The 16,739-nt window shown below is 46.3% G+C and carries 13 protein-coding genes; 10 read left to right on the top strand and 3 right to left on the bottom strand.

The window, feature by feature from the left end; genetic code table 11:
* Nucleotides 1–97: 97 nt before the first annotated feature.
* A complete protein-coding gene (locus ACW6QF_RS14140) occupies nucleotides 98–1,420 on the top strand; it encodes an MATE family efflux transporter (protein WP_456088290.1) in 1,323 nt (440 codons plus the stop codon).
* A 15-nt stretch (nucleotides 1,421–1,435) separates the two neighbouring features.
* Here ACW6QF_RS14140 and ACW6QF_RS14135 read toward each other — a convergent pair whose 3' ends face one another.
* Entirely contained in the window at nucleotides 1,436–2,560 is a 1,125-nt protein-coding gene (locus ACW6QF_RS14135) for a DNA polymerase III subunit (RefSeq protein WP_456088289.1), read from the bottom strand.
* 410 nt (nucleotides 2,561–2,970) lie between these two features.
* Here ACW6QF_RS14135 and ACW6QF_RS14130 point away from each other — a divergent pair, with 410 nt between their 5' ends.
* Complete coding sequence (locus ACW6QF_RS14130) at nucleotides 2,971–4,014, top strand: asparaginase (RefSeq protein ID WP_298552913.1); 1,044 nt, start codon at nucleotides 2,971–2,973, stop codon at nucleotides 4,012–4,014.
* An 82-nt stretch (nucleotides 4,015–4,096) separates the two neighbouring features.
* Here the strand turns inward: ACW6QF_RS14130 and metF are convergent, their stop codons facing one another.
* A complete protein-coding gene (gene metF / locus ACW6QF_RS14125; RefSeq protein WP_456088288.1) occupies nucleotides 4,097–5,047 on the bottom strand; it encodes a methylenetetrahydrofolate reductase [NAD(P)H] in 951 nt (316 codons plus the stop codon).
* A gap of 500 nt (nucleotides 5,048–5,547) precedes the next feature.
* Here metF and ACW6QF_RS14120 point away from each other — a divergent pair, with 500 nt between their 5' ends.
* The 4 genes from ACW6QF_RS14120 to ACW6QF_RS14105 all read left to right on the top strand — a co-directional run bounded on the left by ACW6QF_RS14120 (nucleotide 5,548) and on the right by ACW6QF_RS14105 (nucleotide 12,360).
* The gene (locus ACW6QF_RS14120) at nucleotides 5,548–6,567 is read left to right on the top strand and encodes a branched-chain amino acid aminotransferase (RefSeq protein WP_298552915.1); all 1,020 of its coding nucleotides are present in this window, start codon (nucleotides 5,548–5,550) and stop codon (nucleotides 6,565–6,567) included.
* A gap of 159 nt (nucleotides 6,568–6,726) precedes the next feature.
* Entirely contained in the window at nucleotides 6,727–7,905 is a 1,179-nt protein-coding gene (locus tag ACW6QF_RS14115) for an ATP-binding protein (protein ID WP_456088287.1), read from the top strand.
* A gap of 30 nt (nucleotides 7,906–7,935) precedes the next feature.
* Nucleotides 7,936–11,487, top strand: a complete 3,552-nt coding sequence (gene nifJ, locus ACW6QF_RS14110; protein ID WP_456088286.1) for a pyruvate:ferredoxin (flavodoxin) oxidoreductase — start codon at nucleotides 7,936–7,938, stop codon at nucleotides 11,485–11,487.
* 210 nt (nucleotides 11,488–11,697) lie between these two features.
* Nucleotides 11,698–12,360: an HD domain-containing protein gene (locus ACW6QF_RS14105; RefSeq protein ID WP_298552918.1), complete on the top strand. Its 663-nt coding sequence runs from the start codon at nucleotides 11,698–11,700 to the stop codon at nucleotides 12,358–12,360.
* 12 nt (nucleotides 12,361–12,372) lie between these two features.
* Here ACW6QF_RS14105 and ACW6QF_RS14100 read toward each other — a convergent pair whose 3' ends face one another.
* Nucleotides 12,373–13,548, bottom strand: coding sequence for a porin (locus ACW6QF_RS14100; protein WP_456088285.1), 1,176 nt, complete (start codon nucleotides 13,546–13,548; stop codon nucleotides 12,373–12,375).
* Between the two features lie 111 nt (nucleotides 13,549–13,659).
* Here ACW6QF_RS14100 and ACW6QF_RS14095 point away from each other — a divergent pair, with 111 nt between their 5' ends.
* The 4 genes from ACW6QF_RS14095 to ACW6QF_RS14080 all read left to right on the top strand — a co-directional run bounded on the left by ACW6QF_RS14095 (nucleotide 13,660) and on the right by ACW6QF_RS14080 (nucleotide 16,531).
* The gene (locus ACW6QF_RS14095) at nucleotides 13,660–14,436 is read left to right on the top strand and encodes a Cof-type HAD-IIB family hydrolase (RefSeq protein WP_456088284.1); all 777 of its coding nucleotides are present in this window, start codon (nucleotides 13,660–13,662) and stop codon (nucleotides 14,434–14,436) included.
* A gap of 33 nt (nucleotides 14,437–14,469) precedes the next feature.
* The gene (locus tag ACW6QF_RS14090; RefSeq protein WP_456088283.1) at nucleotides 14,470–15,012 is read left to right on the top strand and encodes a beta-class carbonic anhydrase; all 543 of its coding nucleotides are present in this window, start codon (nucleotides 14,470–14,472) and stop codon (nucleotides 15,010–15,012) included.
* A gap of 187 nt (nucleotides 15,013–15,199) precedes the next feature.
* Complete coding sequence (locus tag ACW6QF_RS14085; protein ID WP_008157311.1) at nucleotides 15,200–15,358, top strand: hypothetical protein; 159 nt, start codon at nucleotides 15,200–15,202, stop codon at nucleotides 15,356–15,358.
* A 174-nt stretch (nucleotides 15,359–15,532) separates the two neighbouring features.
* A complete protein-coding gene (locus tag ACW6QF_RS14080) occupies nucleotides 15,533–16,531 on the top strand; it encodes a M20/M25/M40 family metallo-hydrolase (protein WP_456088282.1) in 999 nt (332 codons plus the stop codon).
* The last annotated feature ends 208 nt before the right edge of the window (nucleotides 16,532–16,739 follow it).

The following is a 16,739-nucleotide window of genomic DNA, read 5'->3' as shown; positions in this document are numbered from 1 at the left end:
CATCATGCCGGTTCATTTTTGTAAAAACGAATGTCGCCCGGTTATATTGTGCAATCCATTCTTATTATTATCTTTGCACCCCTTTTTATCAAGCAATATGCAATTCACGAACAAACAAATTCTGCAAATAACATTCCCCGTTTTGATGAGTCTCCTGATGGAGCACATGATCGGGTTGACCGATACCGCCTACTTGGGGCGGGTGGGGGAAGTCGAGTTGGGAGCGTCGGCATTGGCGGGAGTCTATTACCTTGTGATTTATATGCTCGGCTTCGGTTTCAGTATCGGTGCGCAGGTATTGATAGCCCGGCGAAACGGTGCACAGGAGTATAAACGGATCGGACCGGTCTTCCTGCAGGGGACGTTTTTCCTGTTGCTGCTTGCCGCGTTGCTGTTCACGGCTTCGCATCTGTATTCGCCTCTCTTCCTTCGCAAACTGATCGGTTCCGATGGTGTCTACCAGGCTACGATGAAGTATGTGGACTGGCGTGTCTATGGCTTTTTCTTCTCCTTTGTGGCCGTTATGTTCAGGGCTTTTTATGTCGGTATCACAAAGACAAGGATCCTGACCATAAACTCGGTCGTGATGGTGTTGACCAATGTAATGCTGAACTATGTCCTGATATTCGGAAAGTTCGGATTACCGGCATTGGGAATTGCCGGAGCCGCGATCGCTTCATCGGTCTCCGAGGCTGTTTCGGTACTGTTCTTCATTCTTTATACATGGAAGAAAGTCGATTATGAGAAATACGGGTTGTTTAAGTATTCGGGTTTGGATTTCCGGATGTTGAAGCAAATATTGGGTGTCTCTATCTGGATTATGATTCAGCACGGGATTGCTTTTTTAGGCTGGTTCGTGTTCTTTGTCGTGATGGAGCATCAAGGAGAGCGGCCATTGGCGATTACGAATGTGGTGCGAAGTATTTCTTCGTTTCTGTTTATGTTTGTCAATGCTTTTGCTTCGACTTCCAGTTCGCTGGTCAGCAATCTGATCGGTGCGGGAAAGCCGGAACAGGTGATGGGATTGTGCGGACGTATGATACGGATTTGCTATTACTTCGTTTTGCCGCTCGGTATCCTGATCGCCCTGTTTCCGGAACTGGTATTGCGCATCTACACGGATAATCCGGATCTGATTGCCGGTTCCGTGTCGTCACTCTGGGTGATGCTTTCCTCTTATCTGATTGCGGTTCCGGCCTTTATCTTCTTTTTCAGCGTGTCGGGAACGGGAAATACGCAGACGGCATTGCTGATTGATATGGCAAGTATCTTTGTCTATGTTCTCTATGCACTTTGGGTCGGTATCCGGATGCATGCGGATGTGGCGGCCTGCTGGACAACGGAGCACGTCTACGATTTGATGATCCTGTCCGCTTTCTTCTATCTCTGGAAAGGGAACTGGCGGAATAAAAAGTTGTGACCGCTGATCCGGCGATTACCGTTTTATCAATACGGTAAGCCGTAGGGAAAGATCGAAAAAGACCATCTTCGCATTCACATTTTGCGTCACGTGCCGTTCCGCTTTTGCCAGTTCGTCCATGATGTCGATCACGTTCCGTTCATTGATGAAAGGGGCGAACTTCACGGCAAATCCGGCTTCGTCCATATTCATATAATTGAGTTCCGGCGACTGGAACCGATACATGAAGTTCTCGCGTATCAGATGCTGGCAATAAGCAAGGAAGTTCTTCTGCCGTTCACGCCCGATACTTGCCAACACGTCTGCCATGTCTTTCATGCCTCTGACATTACGCGCCCAAGAGTTGCGCATCATGCCTTTGAACTGTTCCAGGTAGAACTTGTTCTCTTCTCCCAGGCTGATAGCCTCGACCGCTTTCAGATAACTCCCGTTCGCCAGATGGGCGACATGCTTGGCATCTTCGGGAGTCAGGTTGAACCGGGAAATCATGGAGGCGGCGATATCTTCCGGATGAATCCCGCGCACGTTGATACGTTGCGCACGGGACAGGATCGTCCCTAAAACCAGATCGGGAAGTTCCGAGACCATCAGGATCACCGTGTTCCGGGGAGGTTCTTCGATTATCTTCAGGAGTTTGTTGGCACAGGTCGGGTGGAGTTTTTCCGGTAGCCAGACCAACAGGATGCGGTAAGTCGCTTCGTATATCTTGAGGCTCAGTTTCCGGATAATCTCGTCGCTCTCTTTCGAGTAGATCAGAGCTTGCGAGTTGCCGGCATCGATATAATCCAGCCAGCCGTCTATGTCGAAATAGGGGCGGTCTTTCAGGAAGCCTCTCCATTCGGTGAGGTAATCGTCGCAGACGTCCTTTTTCTTCTCCTTCTTGGAAACGATCGGGAACACGAAGTGAAGGTCCGGGTGGGCCAACTCGTCGTACTTCAGGCATGACGGGCAATGCCCGCATGAGTCCGTCTCCGTCCGGTTCGTGCAGTTCAGATAACGTGCGTAAGCCAGTGCAAGAGGAAAAGCGCCTGCGCCGCCCTGTTCCGTGAATAGCTGGGCGTGCGGGACGACACCTGTCTGTGCCGAATGTATAAGTCGTCTTTTTATTTCTTCCTGACCGATAATATCCTTGAAGTACATGTTGCTCCTTATTGAGTTGATAGAGCAAAGGTACGAATAATCGGGGAAATAAGAAACCTCATCTTAATGCGCGATCTGTATTTTCTCTTTTATGCATTTACCGATAAAAAGCACAAGCAAAAAAGGATATAATGCCAGATCCATTGCGATAAACAGTATGTATTTCATCTTCGTAAAATTTATTCTTCCGTCGATAAGACTAAGATACTTGTAAAAACCCCTATCCAATAACAAACTTTTTTTCATTTTTGTTGTGCGGTTGACAAAATGTAATGTTTTTACTTGTATATATTCTTATTGTGGTGGCTTTTGGATAAATTTAAATTATCTTATCTTAGTATTTGATTTCAAAATGATAGTTATTATCTTTGCGCCGTAAAAAAGGAAATCACATAAATACGGATTGTATTATGAATGTATGCAAGGAAGACGCTTCTATTCTGATTATATATACGGGAGGCACTATCGGTATGATAGAAAATCCTGAGACAGGTTCTTTGGAGGCCTTTAACTTCGAACATTTGGAGGAGCATGTCCCCGAACTGAAAAATCTCGGATATAAAATATCGTCTATCCAGTTCGACCCGCCGATGGATTCATCGGAGATGGGACCGGATTCATGGATGAAGATCGTGCATGTCATTGCGGAGCACTATCATGATTACGACGGTTTTGTCGTTCTGCATGGGACCGATACGATGGCATTTACCGCTTCCGCTTTGAGCTTTATGCTGGAAAACCTGAGTAAGCCGGTGATCCTGACCGGTTCGCAGCTTCCGATCGGCATGCTTCGTACGGATGGAAAGGAAAACCTGATTACGGCGATAGAGATTGCCGCTGCCCGTGAAAACGACATGCCGCTGGTTCCCGAAGTCTGTATTTTCTTTGAAAACGACCTGTTGCGCGGCAACCGTACCAGCAAGACGAATGCGGATAATTTCAATGCGTTCCGTTCCTATAATTATCCCCCGCTGGCACATGCCGGCATTTCGATTAAGTATGATATCCCCCAGATTTACCATCCGGTATCCAGGAAACCGCTGAAACCGCATTACCTGTTGGACCGGAATATTGCTATCCTGAAAATATTTCCCGGAATTTCCCCTCTGGTCGTGGAAAGCATATTGAATATCCCCGGCTTGAAAGGCGTCGTGATGGAAACATTCGGTAGCGGGAATGCGCCCGGATATGACTGGTTGTTGGAAATGTTGAAGGATGCGGTCGAACGAGGGATCGTCATTGTCAATGTTACCCAATGCCTTGCCGGAAGTGTGGAAATGCACCGCTATGAAACCGGCCGCAAATTGTTGCAAGCCGGCGTGGTGAGCGGTTACGACAGCACGACCGAATGTGCGGTTGCCAAGTTGATGTTCCTGTTCGGGCACGGTATGACGCCGGATGAGGTAAAGGAACATCTGAATTGTTCGCTGATCGGGGAGATTACGATTGCTTGAAAATATAGTTTCTTCGGCATGGAAACATAGTTTCATGGGCAGGAAAATATAGTTTCATGCCCATGAAATGAAATTTTCGTGTTTAATACACCTCTTTTGCCACCTTGTAAACGCTATCCGATGCCATCATCGTATAGAAGTGCAGGCTCGGAACGCCGTGTGCGATCAGGTCTTTGCATTGCTGGATGCACCATTCGACACCGACGGCTTTTGCCTCTTCGTCCGTCTTGCATTTGCGAAGTTCCGTTGCAAACGGTTCGGGGATGTCCGAACGGAATATCTTGGGCAGCACGGTAAGCTGGTTCTTGAATACGATCGGTTTGATACCCGGAATGATGGGGACCGTAATGCCTTCCGCCCGGCAACGGTCTACGAATGCATAATATTTCTCGTTGTCGAAAAACATCTGTGTCACTAAGTAGTCCGCCCCGTTTTTTACCTTCTCTTTCAGATAGAAAATATCCGATTCCATATTGGGCGCCTCTTCATGCTTTTCCGGATAGCAAGCCATTCCGTAGGAGAACGGGGTTTCATTGGCTTCGAAAGTGGAACCGTCTATGGCGATGCCTTTGTTGAAGTCATTCACCTGCTGCTGGAGGTCGGTCGCATGTTCGTGGTATATGTCCGTTTTTTGTCCGGCTTCCAGCGTTTTTACATCCCCGCGGAGCAACAACAGGTCGTAAACGCCTAAAAAGTTCAGGTCGATCAGTGCATATTCCGTTTCATCCTTTGTAAATCCTTTACATATAATATGAGGAACAGCCGTCACGCCATATTTGTTCTGGATGGCCGAAGCGATGGCGACCGATCCGGGACGTTTGCGGATGTTTACCTTCTGGAAGCTGCCGTCCGGCAAGGTCTTATAGATATATTCGCTATGATGAGACGTTATATTAATGTATTTGGGATCGAACTCGACCAGTTTGTCTATCACGTTATATACTTTCTGTATGCTGTTCCCTTTCAAGGGAGGAAGTATTTCAAATGAGAAAGCGGTGTTCTTGCTGCTGTTGATCAGATCGATTACTTTCATGCTATTGTTTTTATTTCGGGTGACAAATGTACATAAAAAAACAGTAAAGTTTGTCACTTTGCTTTGTTTATTCGAATATTGCCTTGAATTCCATGTTGTTCTTCTTTATTATGGAGAAAAGAAATTTACCGGTTTTACCGGATGGCAAGGAGGTTGAAAAATACAATATCCCCCCCCCTTGAAATGTGATTTGTTGTAAGTTGTTGATATTTAATCTTGTGTGAAAATGACCGTTTATTAAAAAATATTACCCTTGCGGGTAATTCGGATTATATGGGGTAGAAAATCGAATTATATGGGGTAGTAGTTTCGATTTGGACCAATGGTTTTTGTGGCATGAAATACAATAAGGTGGAAATGTGGCAATATACTTGGCGCATGACACGCATACCGCGACAACCTGCGCGATTATTTTCCTGCAGGATTAAATAAGGCGGCGGCTGCTGTTTTTCATTTTTTATTAATACCTTTGCCTGTCAATAATCTAATTACGATAAGAGATGGAAAATATTAATTGGTCTGATCTGTCATTCGGTTATATGAAGACAGACTATAATGTAAGGTGTTACTATCGGGACGGTAAATGGGGCGAACTGGAAGTAAGTTCTTCCGAGATCATCAATATTCATATGGCTGCCACATGTTTGCATTACGGACAGGAGTCGTTTGAAGGATTGAAGGCGTTCAAAGGGAAGGACGGCAAGATCCGTGTGTTCCGTATGGATGAGAACGGCAAACGTATGCAATCTTCCAGCCGTGGTATCAAAATGGCCGAGCTGCCCGTTGAGAAGTTTGAAGAAGCTGTCCGCAAGGTCGTAAAACTGAACGAACGTTTTGTGCCGCCTTATGAAAGCGGGGCTGCTTTATATATCCGTCCGTTGATGATCGGTTTGGGCGCCCAGGTGGGTGTGAAGCCGGCTCCCGAATATATGTTCATGGTGTTTGTAACGCCGGTGGGACCGTACTTCAAGGGAGGTTTCAAACCCTCCAAAGTATGTATCATGCGCGATTACGACCGTGCCGCCCCTCAGGGAACCGGTACGATCAAGGTCGGTGGTAACTATGCCGCCAGCCTCGTTGCGGGCGAAAAGGCTCATGAGTTGGGCTATGCCGCTGTCTTATATCTGGATCCGAAAGAAAAGAAATATCTGGACGAATGCGGTCCGGCCAACTTCTTCGGAATCCGTGGTAACAGCTATATCACTCCGCAATCCCATTCTATCCTGCCTTCCATCACGAACAAGAGTTTGCAGCAGTTGGCAACCGACATGGGCCTGACGGTAGAACGCCGTCCTGTTCCGGTCGAAGAGATCGCGACATTCGACGAAGCTGCCGAATGCGGAACAGCCGCAGTTATCGCTCCGATTTCACAGATCGACGACTTGGATATCGATAAATCTTATGTGATAGCAAAAGACGGCAAGCCGGGTCCTGTTTGTGAAAAGCTATACAATAAGCTGCGTGCTATCCAGTATGGCGACGAACCCGACACCTATGGATGGGTAACGGTAATCGAGTAATCCGGATCTTTGTGAAGTTGGCAATTGTAAAGGCGAATGTAAACATTTGATATGGCAACTGCCAACTTTAAATTATCAACTATAAATAAAATTGCTATCTCGGTATTGCAAAACATAGAATATTTTCTAACTTTGCCACCGATATAGCAATAAATATAGGTGGAAGCATTCTTTAAAACACATAAATACCTGGTAGAACACTTGTATTCGCCGGTTCGCAGAGGACTGATGGATGAGATCGACTGGAATGACCGGTTGATCGGCATTAAGGGTTCTCGCGGAGTGGGAAAGACGACTTTTCTGCTGGATTATGCCCGTGAGCATTTTGGCGCGGACAATAAGGAGTGTCTTTACATAAATCTGAATCATTTTTATTTTACGGAACGTACGTTGGTCGATTTTGCTTCTGAGTTCAGGGCAAAAGGAGGAAAAGTGCTGCTGATCGATCAAGTGTTCAAATATTCGGGATGGTCGAAAGAACTCCGCTATTGTTACGATAACTTCACTGACTTGAAGATCATCTTTTCGGGTTCTTCCGTCATGCGGTTGAAAGAGGAGAATCCCGACCTGTCAGGCAAGGTGGTTTCGTATAACCTGCGAGGTTTTTCATTCCGGGAATTTTTTAATCTGATGTCCGGAAACCGTTTCCCGGCTTATACATTTGAAGAAATATTGGCGGGCCATCAGGAGATCGCGAAAGGTATCTGCTCGGTGGGAAAACCGATGGCATACTTTCAGGACTATCTGCATCATGGTTTCTATCCCTTCTTTCTGGAGAAACGCAATTTCTCGGAGAACCTGTTGAAGACCATGAATATGATGTTGGAAGTAGACGTGTTATACATAAAACAAATCGAACAGAGCTATCTGCCGAAATTGCGCAAGCTGCTTTACCTGTTGGCGACAAGCGCCCCTTGTACGCCCAACGTGAGCCAGTTGAGCAAAGATATAGAGACTTCGCGGGCCACCGTGATGAACTATATCAAATATCTGGCCGATGCCCGTTTGATGAATATGCTTTATCCGGTGGGAGAGGCGTTCCCCAAGAAACCGTCTAAAGTATATATGTACAACTCCAATCTGATGTATCCCATCCGGCCGATGGAAGTGAATATGCAGTCTGTCCGCGAATCATTCTTTTACAACCAGCTCCTGAAGGACAATAAATTGAATGAGGGGGGGAAGAACGCACATTTCCTGGTCAATGGAAGGTATAACTTCAGGATTGAAGAAAACATGAAAGTGAAGAACAATCCTGATCTGTATTATGCAATCGATAAGGTCGAAGTGGGAGAGGACAACATGATTCCGCTTTGGCTTTTCGGCTTTTTATATTGAAATCTTTTTAAATACTAATAGTAAGAGTCTATGACAAAACAGAAGAAATTTTTAACCTGTGATGGTAACCAGGCTGCTGCACATATCTCCTATATGTTCAGTGAAGTTGCTGCGATTTACCCCATCACTCCGTCATCTACAATGGCAGAATATGTAGATGAATGGGCTGCTGCCGGACGTAAGAATATTTTCGGCGAAACTGTAATGGTGCAGGAAATGCAATCTGAAGGTGGTGCTGCCGGTGCAGTTCACGGTTCATTGCAGGCTGGTGCACTGACTACGACTTACACGGCTTCTCAGGGTTTGTTGCTGATGATCCCGAACATGTACAAGATCGCAGGTGAATTGCTGCCTTGCGTATTCCATGTATCTGCCCGTACATTGGCTTCTCATGCACTGTGTATCTTCGGTGACCATCAGGACGTAATGTCTGCCCGTCAGACCGGTTTCGCCATGTTGGCTGAAGGTTCTGTACAGGAAGTGATGGATTTGGCCGGTGTTGCCCACTTGGCTACGATCAAATCCCGCGTTCCGTTCATGAACTTCTTCGACGGTTTCCGTACATCTCACGAAATCCAGAAGATCGAAGCATTGGAAAATGAAGACCTGGCTCCGCTGATCGACCAGAAGGCGCTGGCCGAATTCCGCGCACGCGCCTTGAACCCGAAAACTCCGGTTGCACGCGGTATGGCTGAAAACCCTGACCACTTCTTCCAGCACAGAGAATCAAGCAACTCTTACTATGATGCAGTTCCTGCTATCGTAGAAGAATATATGAACGAAATCTCCAAGATCACAGGCCGCAAATACGGTTTGTTCGATTATTACGGAGCAGAAGATGCAGAACGTGTCATCATTGCAATGGGTTCTGTAACGGAAGCTGCACGCGAAGCTATCGACCATTTGACGGCTAAGGGTGAAAAAGTTGGTTTGGTTTCCGTTCATTTGTATCGTCCGTTCTCGGCCAAACACTTCCTGGCTGCTGTTCCTAAGACTGCTAAGCGTATTGCTGTTTTGGACCGTACAAAAGAACCGGGTGCAGTAGGCGAACCTCTGTATCTGGATGTAAAAGACTGTTTCTATGGACAGGAAGATGCTCCGGTTATCGTAGGCGGCCGTTATGGTCTGGGATCCAAAGATACAACGCCTGCCCAGATTCTTTCCGTATATGAAAACCTGGCATTGCCGATGCCGAAGAACCAGTTCACGATCGGTATCGTGGATGACGTAACCTTCACATCGCTGCCTCAGAAAGAGGAAATCGCATTGGGTGGCGAAGGCATGTTCGAAGCTAAGTTCTACGGTTTGGGCGCAGACGGTACTGTCGGTGCCAACAAGAACTCTGTCAAGATCATCGGTGACAATACAAATAAATATTGCCAGGCTTATTTCTCTTACGACTCTAAGAAATCCGGCGGTTTCACTTGTTCTCACCTGCGCTTCGGTGATCATCCGATCCGTTCTACCTATTTGGTAAACACTCCGAACTTCGTGGCTTGCCACGTTCAGGCTTACCTGCGTATGTACGATGTGACTCGCGGTTTGCGTGAGAACGGTACATTCTTGCTGAACACAGTATGGAATGGCGAAGAATTGGCAAAACACCTGCCTAACCGTGTAAAACGTTATTTCGCTCAGAAAAATATCACGGTTTATTATATCAACGCTACACAGATCGCATTGGAAATCGGTTTGGGTAACCGTACCAATACCATCCTGCAGTCTGCATTCTTCCGTATCACAGGTGTAATTCCTGTTGATCTGGCTATCGAACAGATGAAGAAATTCATCGTGAAGTCTTATGGCAAGAAGGGTGAAGATGTTGTAAACAAGAACTATGCTGCTGTTGACCGTGGTGGCGAATACAACCAGTTGACTGTCGATCCTGCATGGGCTAACCTGCCGGATGATGAAGTGGTTGTAAACAACGATCCTGCATTCATCAACGAAGTGGTTCGTCCTATCAATGCACAGGATGGCGACCTGTTGAAGGTTTCTGCTTTCAAGGGGATCGAAGACGGTACATGGCATCAGGGCACTGCAAAATATGAAAAACGTGGTGTCGCTGCATTTGTTCCGGTTTGGAATGAGGCAAACTGTATCCAGTGTAACCAGTGTGCTTATGTTTGTCCTCATGCTTCTATCCGTCCGTTCGTTCTGAATGACGAAGAACAGAAGGGTGCAAACTTCCCGATGTTGGATGTGAAAGCTCCGGCTACTATGAAGGGCATGAAGTTCCGTATGCAGGTTGACGTCCTCGACTGTCTGGGCTGCGGTAACTGTGCCGATATCTGTCCGGGATTCAAGGGCAACAAGGCGTTGTCTATGGCTCCGCTGGAAGGCCAGTTGGCTGAAGCTGACAACTGGACATACTGTGTGGCTAACGTAAGCTCTAAGCAGAGTCTGGTAGACATCAAGTCTAACGTGAAGAATTCTCAGTTCGCTACTCCGTTGTTCGAGTTCTCCGGCGCTTGCTCCGGTTGTGGTGAAACTCCGTATGTAAAACTGATTTCCCAGTTGTTCGGTGACCGTGAAATGGTTGCTAACGCTACGGGATGTTCTTCTATCTATTCAGGTTCTGTTCCTTCTACTCCTTACACGACGAACGAAAAGGGTGAAGGTCCTGCATGGGCTAACTCTCTGTTCGAAGACTTCTGTGAATTTGGCCTGGGTATGGAACTGGCTAATGAAAAGATGCGTGCACGTTTGACAGGTTTGATGAACCAGCTCGTTGCCGGCGAACATGCTCCTGCTGAAGCTAAGGAAGTTGCTGCTGCATGGGTTGCCAACCAAAACGATGCCGATAAGACAAAGGAATTGGCTCCTCAGATCCTTGCTTTCGTTGAAGAAGGTATCGCTGCCGGTTGTCCGGTTTGCGCTCAGATCAAGGAATTGAGCCACTTCCTGGTAAAACGTTCACAGTGGATTATCGGTGGTGACGGTGCTTCTTACGATATCGGTTACGGTGGTTTGGATCATGTGATCGCTTCAGGCAAGAATGTGAATATCCTGGTTCTGGACACTGAAGTTTATTCAAACACAGGTGGTCAGTCTTCTAAGGCTACTCCGGTCGGTGCAATCGCCAAGTTTGCTGCTGCCGGTAAGAGAGTCCGCAAGAAAGACCTGGGTATGATGGCTACGACTTACGGTTACGTTTATGTAGCCCAGATCGCTATGGGTGCCGACCAGGCTCAGACCTTGAAGGCTATCCGCGAAGCTGAAGCTTATGACGGTCCTTCTTTGATCATCGCTTATGCTCCTTGTATCAACCACGGTTTGAAGAAAGGCATGGGTAAATCTCAGGCTGAAGAAAAAGAAGCTGTTGCATGTGGTTACTGGCACTTGTGGCGCTACAATCCTGCATTGGAAGCTGAAGGCAAGAACCCGTTCACATTGGATTCCAAAGAACCGGATTGGAGCAAGTTCCAGGACTTCCTGAAAGGTGAAGTTCGTTTCGCATCTGTTGCAAAACAGTATCCGGCTGAGGCTGCCGAATTGTTTGCTGCCGCTGAAGAAAACGCCAAATGGCGTCTGCGTAGCTACAAACGTATGGCTGCTGAAAATTGGAGCGTAGAAGAATAATTTGATTTTGATCATCTAAGGGTGGAAATCCTTTTTCACCCGGATAAAACAGAAAGCGGAGTCTCGTGATGGGATTCCGCTTTTTTATTCTCCCTAAAAAGCTCGGTAAAAGGCTTTTGAAACATGAAATTCATGCTCTTCTGGTTTTCCGGCAGAACAAAATGGGATATGCTTGTGTTTAATTGATGTATATAGAGTAAAGATAAAAATATGAATGTAACATATGAAGAGGTCCGCAATTCCGAAGAGATCCGGACTTATATCAAACAAGCGGACGAGTCGTTGAAAGCAATCGGCTATACGGAGCATAGTTTTGCCCATTGCACGAAGGTGGCGAAAGTCGCAGGGGATTTATTGGAGAAGTTAGGATATGATGCGCATGAGGTGGAATTGGCCCGTATCGCCGGTTTCATGCACGATATAGGCAATGTGGTGAACCGCATCGACCACGCCCAAAGCGGGGCTATGATGGCTTTCCGTATTCTGGATAAGATGGGGATGCCGCCTGAAGATGTGGCAGCCGTCATTACTGCTATCGGGAATCATGACGAACAGACGGCTGCTGCCGTAAATGCCGTTGCTGCCGCTTTGATAATCGCTGATAAGACGGATGTACGCCGTAGCCGTGTCCGCAACCGTTCCACGATTAATTTCGATATCCATGACCGGGTTAATTATGCAGCCGAGAAGTCGGAAGTCATTCTGGAACCGGACTTGAAGACGATTACCCTCGATTTGAAAATCAACACCGAAATCTGTGCCGTGATGGACTATTTCGAGATTTTTACCGGCCGGATGCTACTTTGCAGGAAAGCTGCTGAGTTTCTCGGTCTGCAATTCAAACTGGATATAAATGATGTCTATTTATTGTAATTTAGAAACAACCTAAAATACCGGAATCGAATAGACCAGCCCCAACGAGATACGGTGCGTGTCGGGATCGATTGCTCCCATATCCAAGGCGGCTTTTTCGAGCTTCACACCGCGATATGTGTAAAGGAGGAAGATGAAAAGATCGCTGTTCTTGATCGGGAAAAATTCGAGGCTGCTCTGTGCATTCCAGGAACGGCGGTACATACCTTTGGCGAACGGCCCGTTCGCCTTGTAGACTCTTCCGGTTTCATAAGCGCCTTTCACGTAGACATTCCAGCGCGGGTGAATCCGGTAGTCGACATCGGCGATGACCGATAGATACTCGGTGTTGCAGGCGGTCCGGGCTGTCTCCGGCAGGCGGCTGATAACGCCGTGCTGGTCCAATCCCTGCCGGGTGTACATGATGTCCAGATAGGTCAGCAGAGGCCCTTTCTCGATCGTGTTGCCGCAGGTGAAGTAATAAGAATAACGTTTTTGGGTCTGTTGTCCCACGGAAGCAGCGTAGCGGAGTTGCAGGACACGGTCGAAATAGTAGCTGTTCCAGTTTACCGTGTACATGAAAGGCACTTTAGCTTCCCGTGTGTTCTCCGGCAATCCGGTCGCATAGATTTCATCATCCTGTCCGCTTCGGTTGTTCACGATCTGGAAACAAAGTTCATGGTCCGGATTGATCTGCCAGTTGCCTGAAATACCTGCCTGATAGCAGGTCAGCAGGTTGTTGAACTCACTGAACTCACGGACTTTTATCGAATTGACAAAATATTCGTATCCTCCGAAATTGACAAACTGTTTACCGATCGTAAAACCGAACTTGTCATGTACTTTCAGGTTGACATAAGCCAGTTCGAGCGAGGACGAAAGGTTGTCCAGCGAATAAGGGTCCGAATATTTATTGAACGACTGCCGGTAATGATAAGATAGGTTCTTCCATACATCCCCTTTTATTTCCAGCCGGACACGATTCAGTTTGAAGTTCATGCCGTCGAAATCGGAACCGGTGAAATTCGCGTTCGCCGAAGTAAAAAGCTGGAAATTCATTTCTGCGCTTTCAATCACTTTTTTTCCTCCCGTAAGTCGTTCGACCAGAGTCGGCTCTTGTCCGGGGACGGTTTCTTTTTCGACTTCCTGTGCAAAGACGGATGGAACGGATATGAATAGTATCGTCAATAAGTAGAGATGTGCTTTCATGTTTGCAAATAAAATGTTTCAGCGTCCAAATATACAAATTTTATATGATCTTTGGAAATCCGTAATTATTCTTACCTTTGTTGAGGTTTTAAAAGGTAATGAGTTCAGGTTATGATTAAAGCAGTATTTTTTGATATCGATGGAACATTGGTCAGCTTTAAAACACATGTTGTCCCGAAATCCACCCTTCATGCGATCGAGTTGTTGAAGAAGAAGGGAATAAAAATATTTATAGCAACCGGTCGCCATCGCCGTTCGATTAACAATCTGGGCGATCTTGAGTTCGATGGTTATGTGACTTTGAATGGCGGCTATGTGTTTGCCGGAAAGAACGATGTGATTTATAAGCACAGCATTCCCGATAAGGATATCGAAGCTTTGGTGCGTTACCAGGAAAAGGAAGGCGAGTTCCCTTGTGCCTTCGTGCAGGAAGACGAGATTTTCATGAACTATACGGATAAAGCGGTAAACGATGTATTTCATCTGTTGAACTTTCCGGCTCCTCCCATCCGTCCGATCGAGGATATCTATGGAAAGACGGTCTACCAGTTGATCGCTTTTTTTACGGCAGAGCAGGAGAAACGTATTATGAAGGTCTTGTCCCATTGTGAATCCACGCGGTGGAATCCTCTTTTCACGGATGTCGTGCCGCTTGGCAGCAGTAAACGGGTCGGGATTGACAAGATGCTCGAACATTTCCATATCGGTCTGGACGAATGTATGGCCTTTGGCGATGGTGGCAATGATATCCAGATGCTTGGCCATGTAGGGATCGGGGTCGCTATGGGAAATGCGGCCGAAGATGTGATGAGTGCAGCCGGTTATGTGACGACTTCTGTCGACGAGAACGGCGTATACAATGCGTTGAAACATTTCAACATTATTTGATTTTGAACTGTTACATATATAAATAGATAGGGCATGATAGACGAGTTATTGAAATTTAATCGTGAATTTGTAAAGAATAAAGGATACGAACGGTTTATCACCAATAAATATCCTGATAAGAAAATTGCGATTGTGTCTTGTATGGACACGCGCCTTACGGAGTTGCTGCCGGCAGCTTTGGGCATAAAGAACGGTGATGTCAAGATCATCAAGAATGCAGGGGCGATTATTTCCCATCCTTTCGGAAGTGTGATCCGGAGTCTGCTGGTTGCCATTTACGAATTAGGAGTGGAGGAAGTCATGATTATCGGTCATACCGATTGCGGTGCCAAGCATATGGACAGCGAACAGATGATCGAGGTGATGAAAAAGCGAGGCATTCCTTCGGAACATATCGATATGATGCGTTACTGCGGCATTGATTTCAAATCGTGGTTGCGCGGATTCGACACTCCGGAAGGTTCCGTTCGTGAAACAGTGACCCAAGTACAAAAACATCCGCTGATCCCGAAAGACATAACGGTCCGGGGCTTTGTAATCGACTCGACTACAGGAGAATTGGCTACTGTCGTTTAGATAAATCGAGGCGAAAAGTATTTAATCAAAACCTAAATGTGGTTAAATGACAAATATTATGTATGTTTTACAGCATAAATTCGAATAAAATACTTATCTTTGCACTGTAAACAAAAAGAAAAAGAAAGTTTAGGTTTAGTTATTATTAATCGTTCTCCAAGCGTGGAGAACTTAAATGAGTAAAATTATGATGATGAGAGAAAACGAAAAAAGTATGCGTACTTTAGCGATGTTGCGTTATCAGGCTGATCGTTATCAGTCAGTAGGAAATGGTTCAATGTGTCAGCGAGTAAATGCTGAGATCCGCAGATTGATGAGCCAAATGAGCGAAAGCTCTAAAAATTGAGTAGTAAACAGTAAATAATTTTGTAGATGTAGTCTCTTCACCGTAGTCTTTAGAAAGACGGGTGAGAGATAAATGTAGGAGGCATTCGACGCTTATGTGATAGCGGAGTTTGGCCTTTTTTTATTTATCTTTGTCCGGATAGAAAAACTATAATCTGTAAAACACAATATCGAAATGAGAAAAACGGGATTATTCTTAGTCTCTATTGCACTAAGTGCTGCGTTGTGGGCCGAGTCGCCCGAAAAGAAAGGACTGGATGTCATTAACAAGGCAAATGCCGAGGCCTATATCGGCTTTCTGGCAAGCGATGCTCTGGAAGGTCGTGAAGCCGGTTTCCGTGGTGGGCGTATTGCCGGTGAATATATTGTATCTAATTTGAAAACGATGGGGATTGAGCCTCTGTTCGAATCCTATTACCAACCCTTCGAGGCCTATAATAAGGAACGGCAGAAGAAAGGCCGTTTCCAGGTCCATCCGGATTCGGTCGCGAAGTTGAAACAAGGTGTCCACCAAAAGCTGTCGATGAACAACATCCTGGGAAAGATCGAGGGTAAGAACCCGAACGAATATGTGATTATCGGTGCCCATTACGATCATCTCGGCTTTGACCCGATGCTGGACGGCGACCGGATCTATAACGGGGCCGACGACAATGCTTCGGGGGTTTCGGCTGTCCTGCAGGTCGCTAAGGCGTTTTTAGCTACAGGTGTCCGACCGGAGCGGACCGTTATTTTCGCTTTCTGGGATGGCGAAGAGAAAGGTTTGTTAGGCTCCAAATATTTCGTGCAGACATTCCCGGAGATGGATAAGGTGAAAGGATATCTGAATTATGACATGATAGGCCGTAATAATGACGAGTCCAGACCGACGCATGTCGTTTATTTCTATACGGAAGCGCATCCTGTGTTTGGCGACTGGCTGAAAAACGATATCAAGAAATATGGCTTGAATTTAGCGCCTGATTATCGTCCGTGGGATAAACCGGTAGGAGGGAGCGATAACGCTTCGTTCGCTCTCCTGGATATCCCGGTCATCTGGTATCATACGGACGGCCATCCTGACTATCATATGCCGGGCGACCATGTGGAAAAGATCAACTGGGATAAGATTGTCGACATAACAAAAGCCTCTTTTCTGAATATGTGGAATCTGGCGAATGAGGAAGACTATTGACGTGATCGACGATGCTTTCCGGTTGTGAAAAGAGTCGTTATTCGTTTAGAAAAAGGTGGTAGTCTTCTGTTATATGTCTGCTGATTGCTGTGAACCCTGTGAACTTGGGAGAGCCGGACTTAAAAAAACGGTTCCAAGTTCACAGGGTTCACAGCAAATTATTGTATATGAATTGTTTATAAGGTGTGAAGGCTGACTTTGAAAAACC

This window comes from Parabacteroides sp. (assembly GCF_977054455.1).
The sequence above is the reverse complement of the archived record's forward strand: the minus strand, read 5'-3'. Positions and strand labels throughout refer to the sequence as shown.

What these genes read in the sequence shown, in the direction of transcription:
- ACW6QF_RS14140 (WP_456088290.1), top strand. Translation starts at nt 98, where the DNA reads ATGCAATTCACGAACAAACAAATTCTGCAAATAACATTCCCCGTTTTG.
- ACW6QF_RS14135 (WP_456088289.1), bottom strand. Translation starts at nt 2,560, where the DNA reads ATGTACTTCAAGGATATTATCGGTCAGGAAGAAATAAAAAGACGACTT.
- ACW6QF_RS14130 (WP_298552913.1), top strand. Translation starts at nt 2,971, where the DNA reads ATGAATGTATGCAAGGAAGACGCTTCTATTCTGATTATATATACGGGA.
- metF (WP_456088288.1), bottom strand. Translation starts at nt 5,047, where the DNA reads ATGAAAGTAATCGATCTGATCAACAGCAGCAAGAACACCGCTTTCTCA.
- ACW6QF_RS14120 (WP_298552915.1), top strand. Translation starts at nt 5,548, where the DNA reads ATGGAAAATATTAATTGGTCTGATCTGTCATTCGGTTATATGAAGACA.
- nifJ (WP_456088286.1), top strand. Translation starts at nt 7,936, where the DNA reads ATGACAAAACAGAAGAAATTTTTAACCTGTGATGGTAACCAGGCTGCT.
- ACW6QF_RS14105 (WP_298552918.1), top strand. Translation starts at nt 11,698, where the DNA reads ATGAATGTAACATATGAAGAGGTCCGCAATTCCGAAGAGATCCGGACT.
- ACW6QF_RS14100 (WP_456088285.1), bottom strand. Translation starts at nt 13,548, where the DNA reads ATGAAAGCACATCTCTACTTATTGACGATACTATTCATATCCGTTCCA.
- ACW6QF_RS14095 (WP_456088284.1), top strand. Translation starts at nt 13,660, where the DNA reads ATGATTAAAGCAGTATTTTTTGATATCGATGGAACATTGGTCAGCTTT.
- ACW6QF_RS14090 (WP_456088283.1), top strand. Translation starts at nt 14,470, where the DNA reads ATGATAGACGAGTTATTGAAATTTAATCGTGAATTTGTAAAGAATAAA.
- ACW6QF_RS14085 (WP_008157311.1), top strand. Translation starts at nt 15,200, where the DNA reads ATGATGATGAGAGAAAACGAAAAAAGTATGCGTACTTTAGCGATGTTG.
- ACW6QF_RS14080 (WP_456088282.1), top strand. Translation starts at nt 15,533, where the DNA reads ATGAGAAAAACGGGATTATTCTTAGTCTCTATTGCACTAAGTGCTGCG.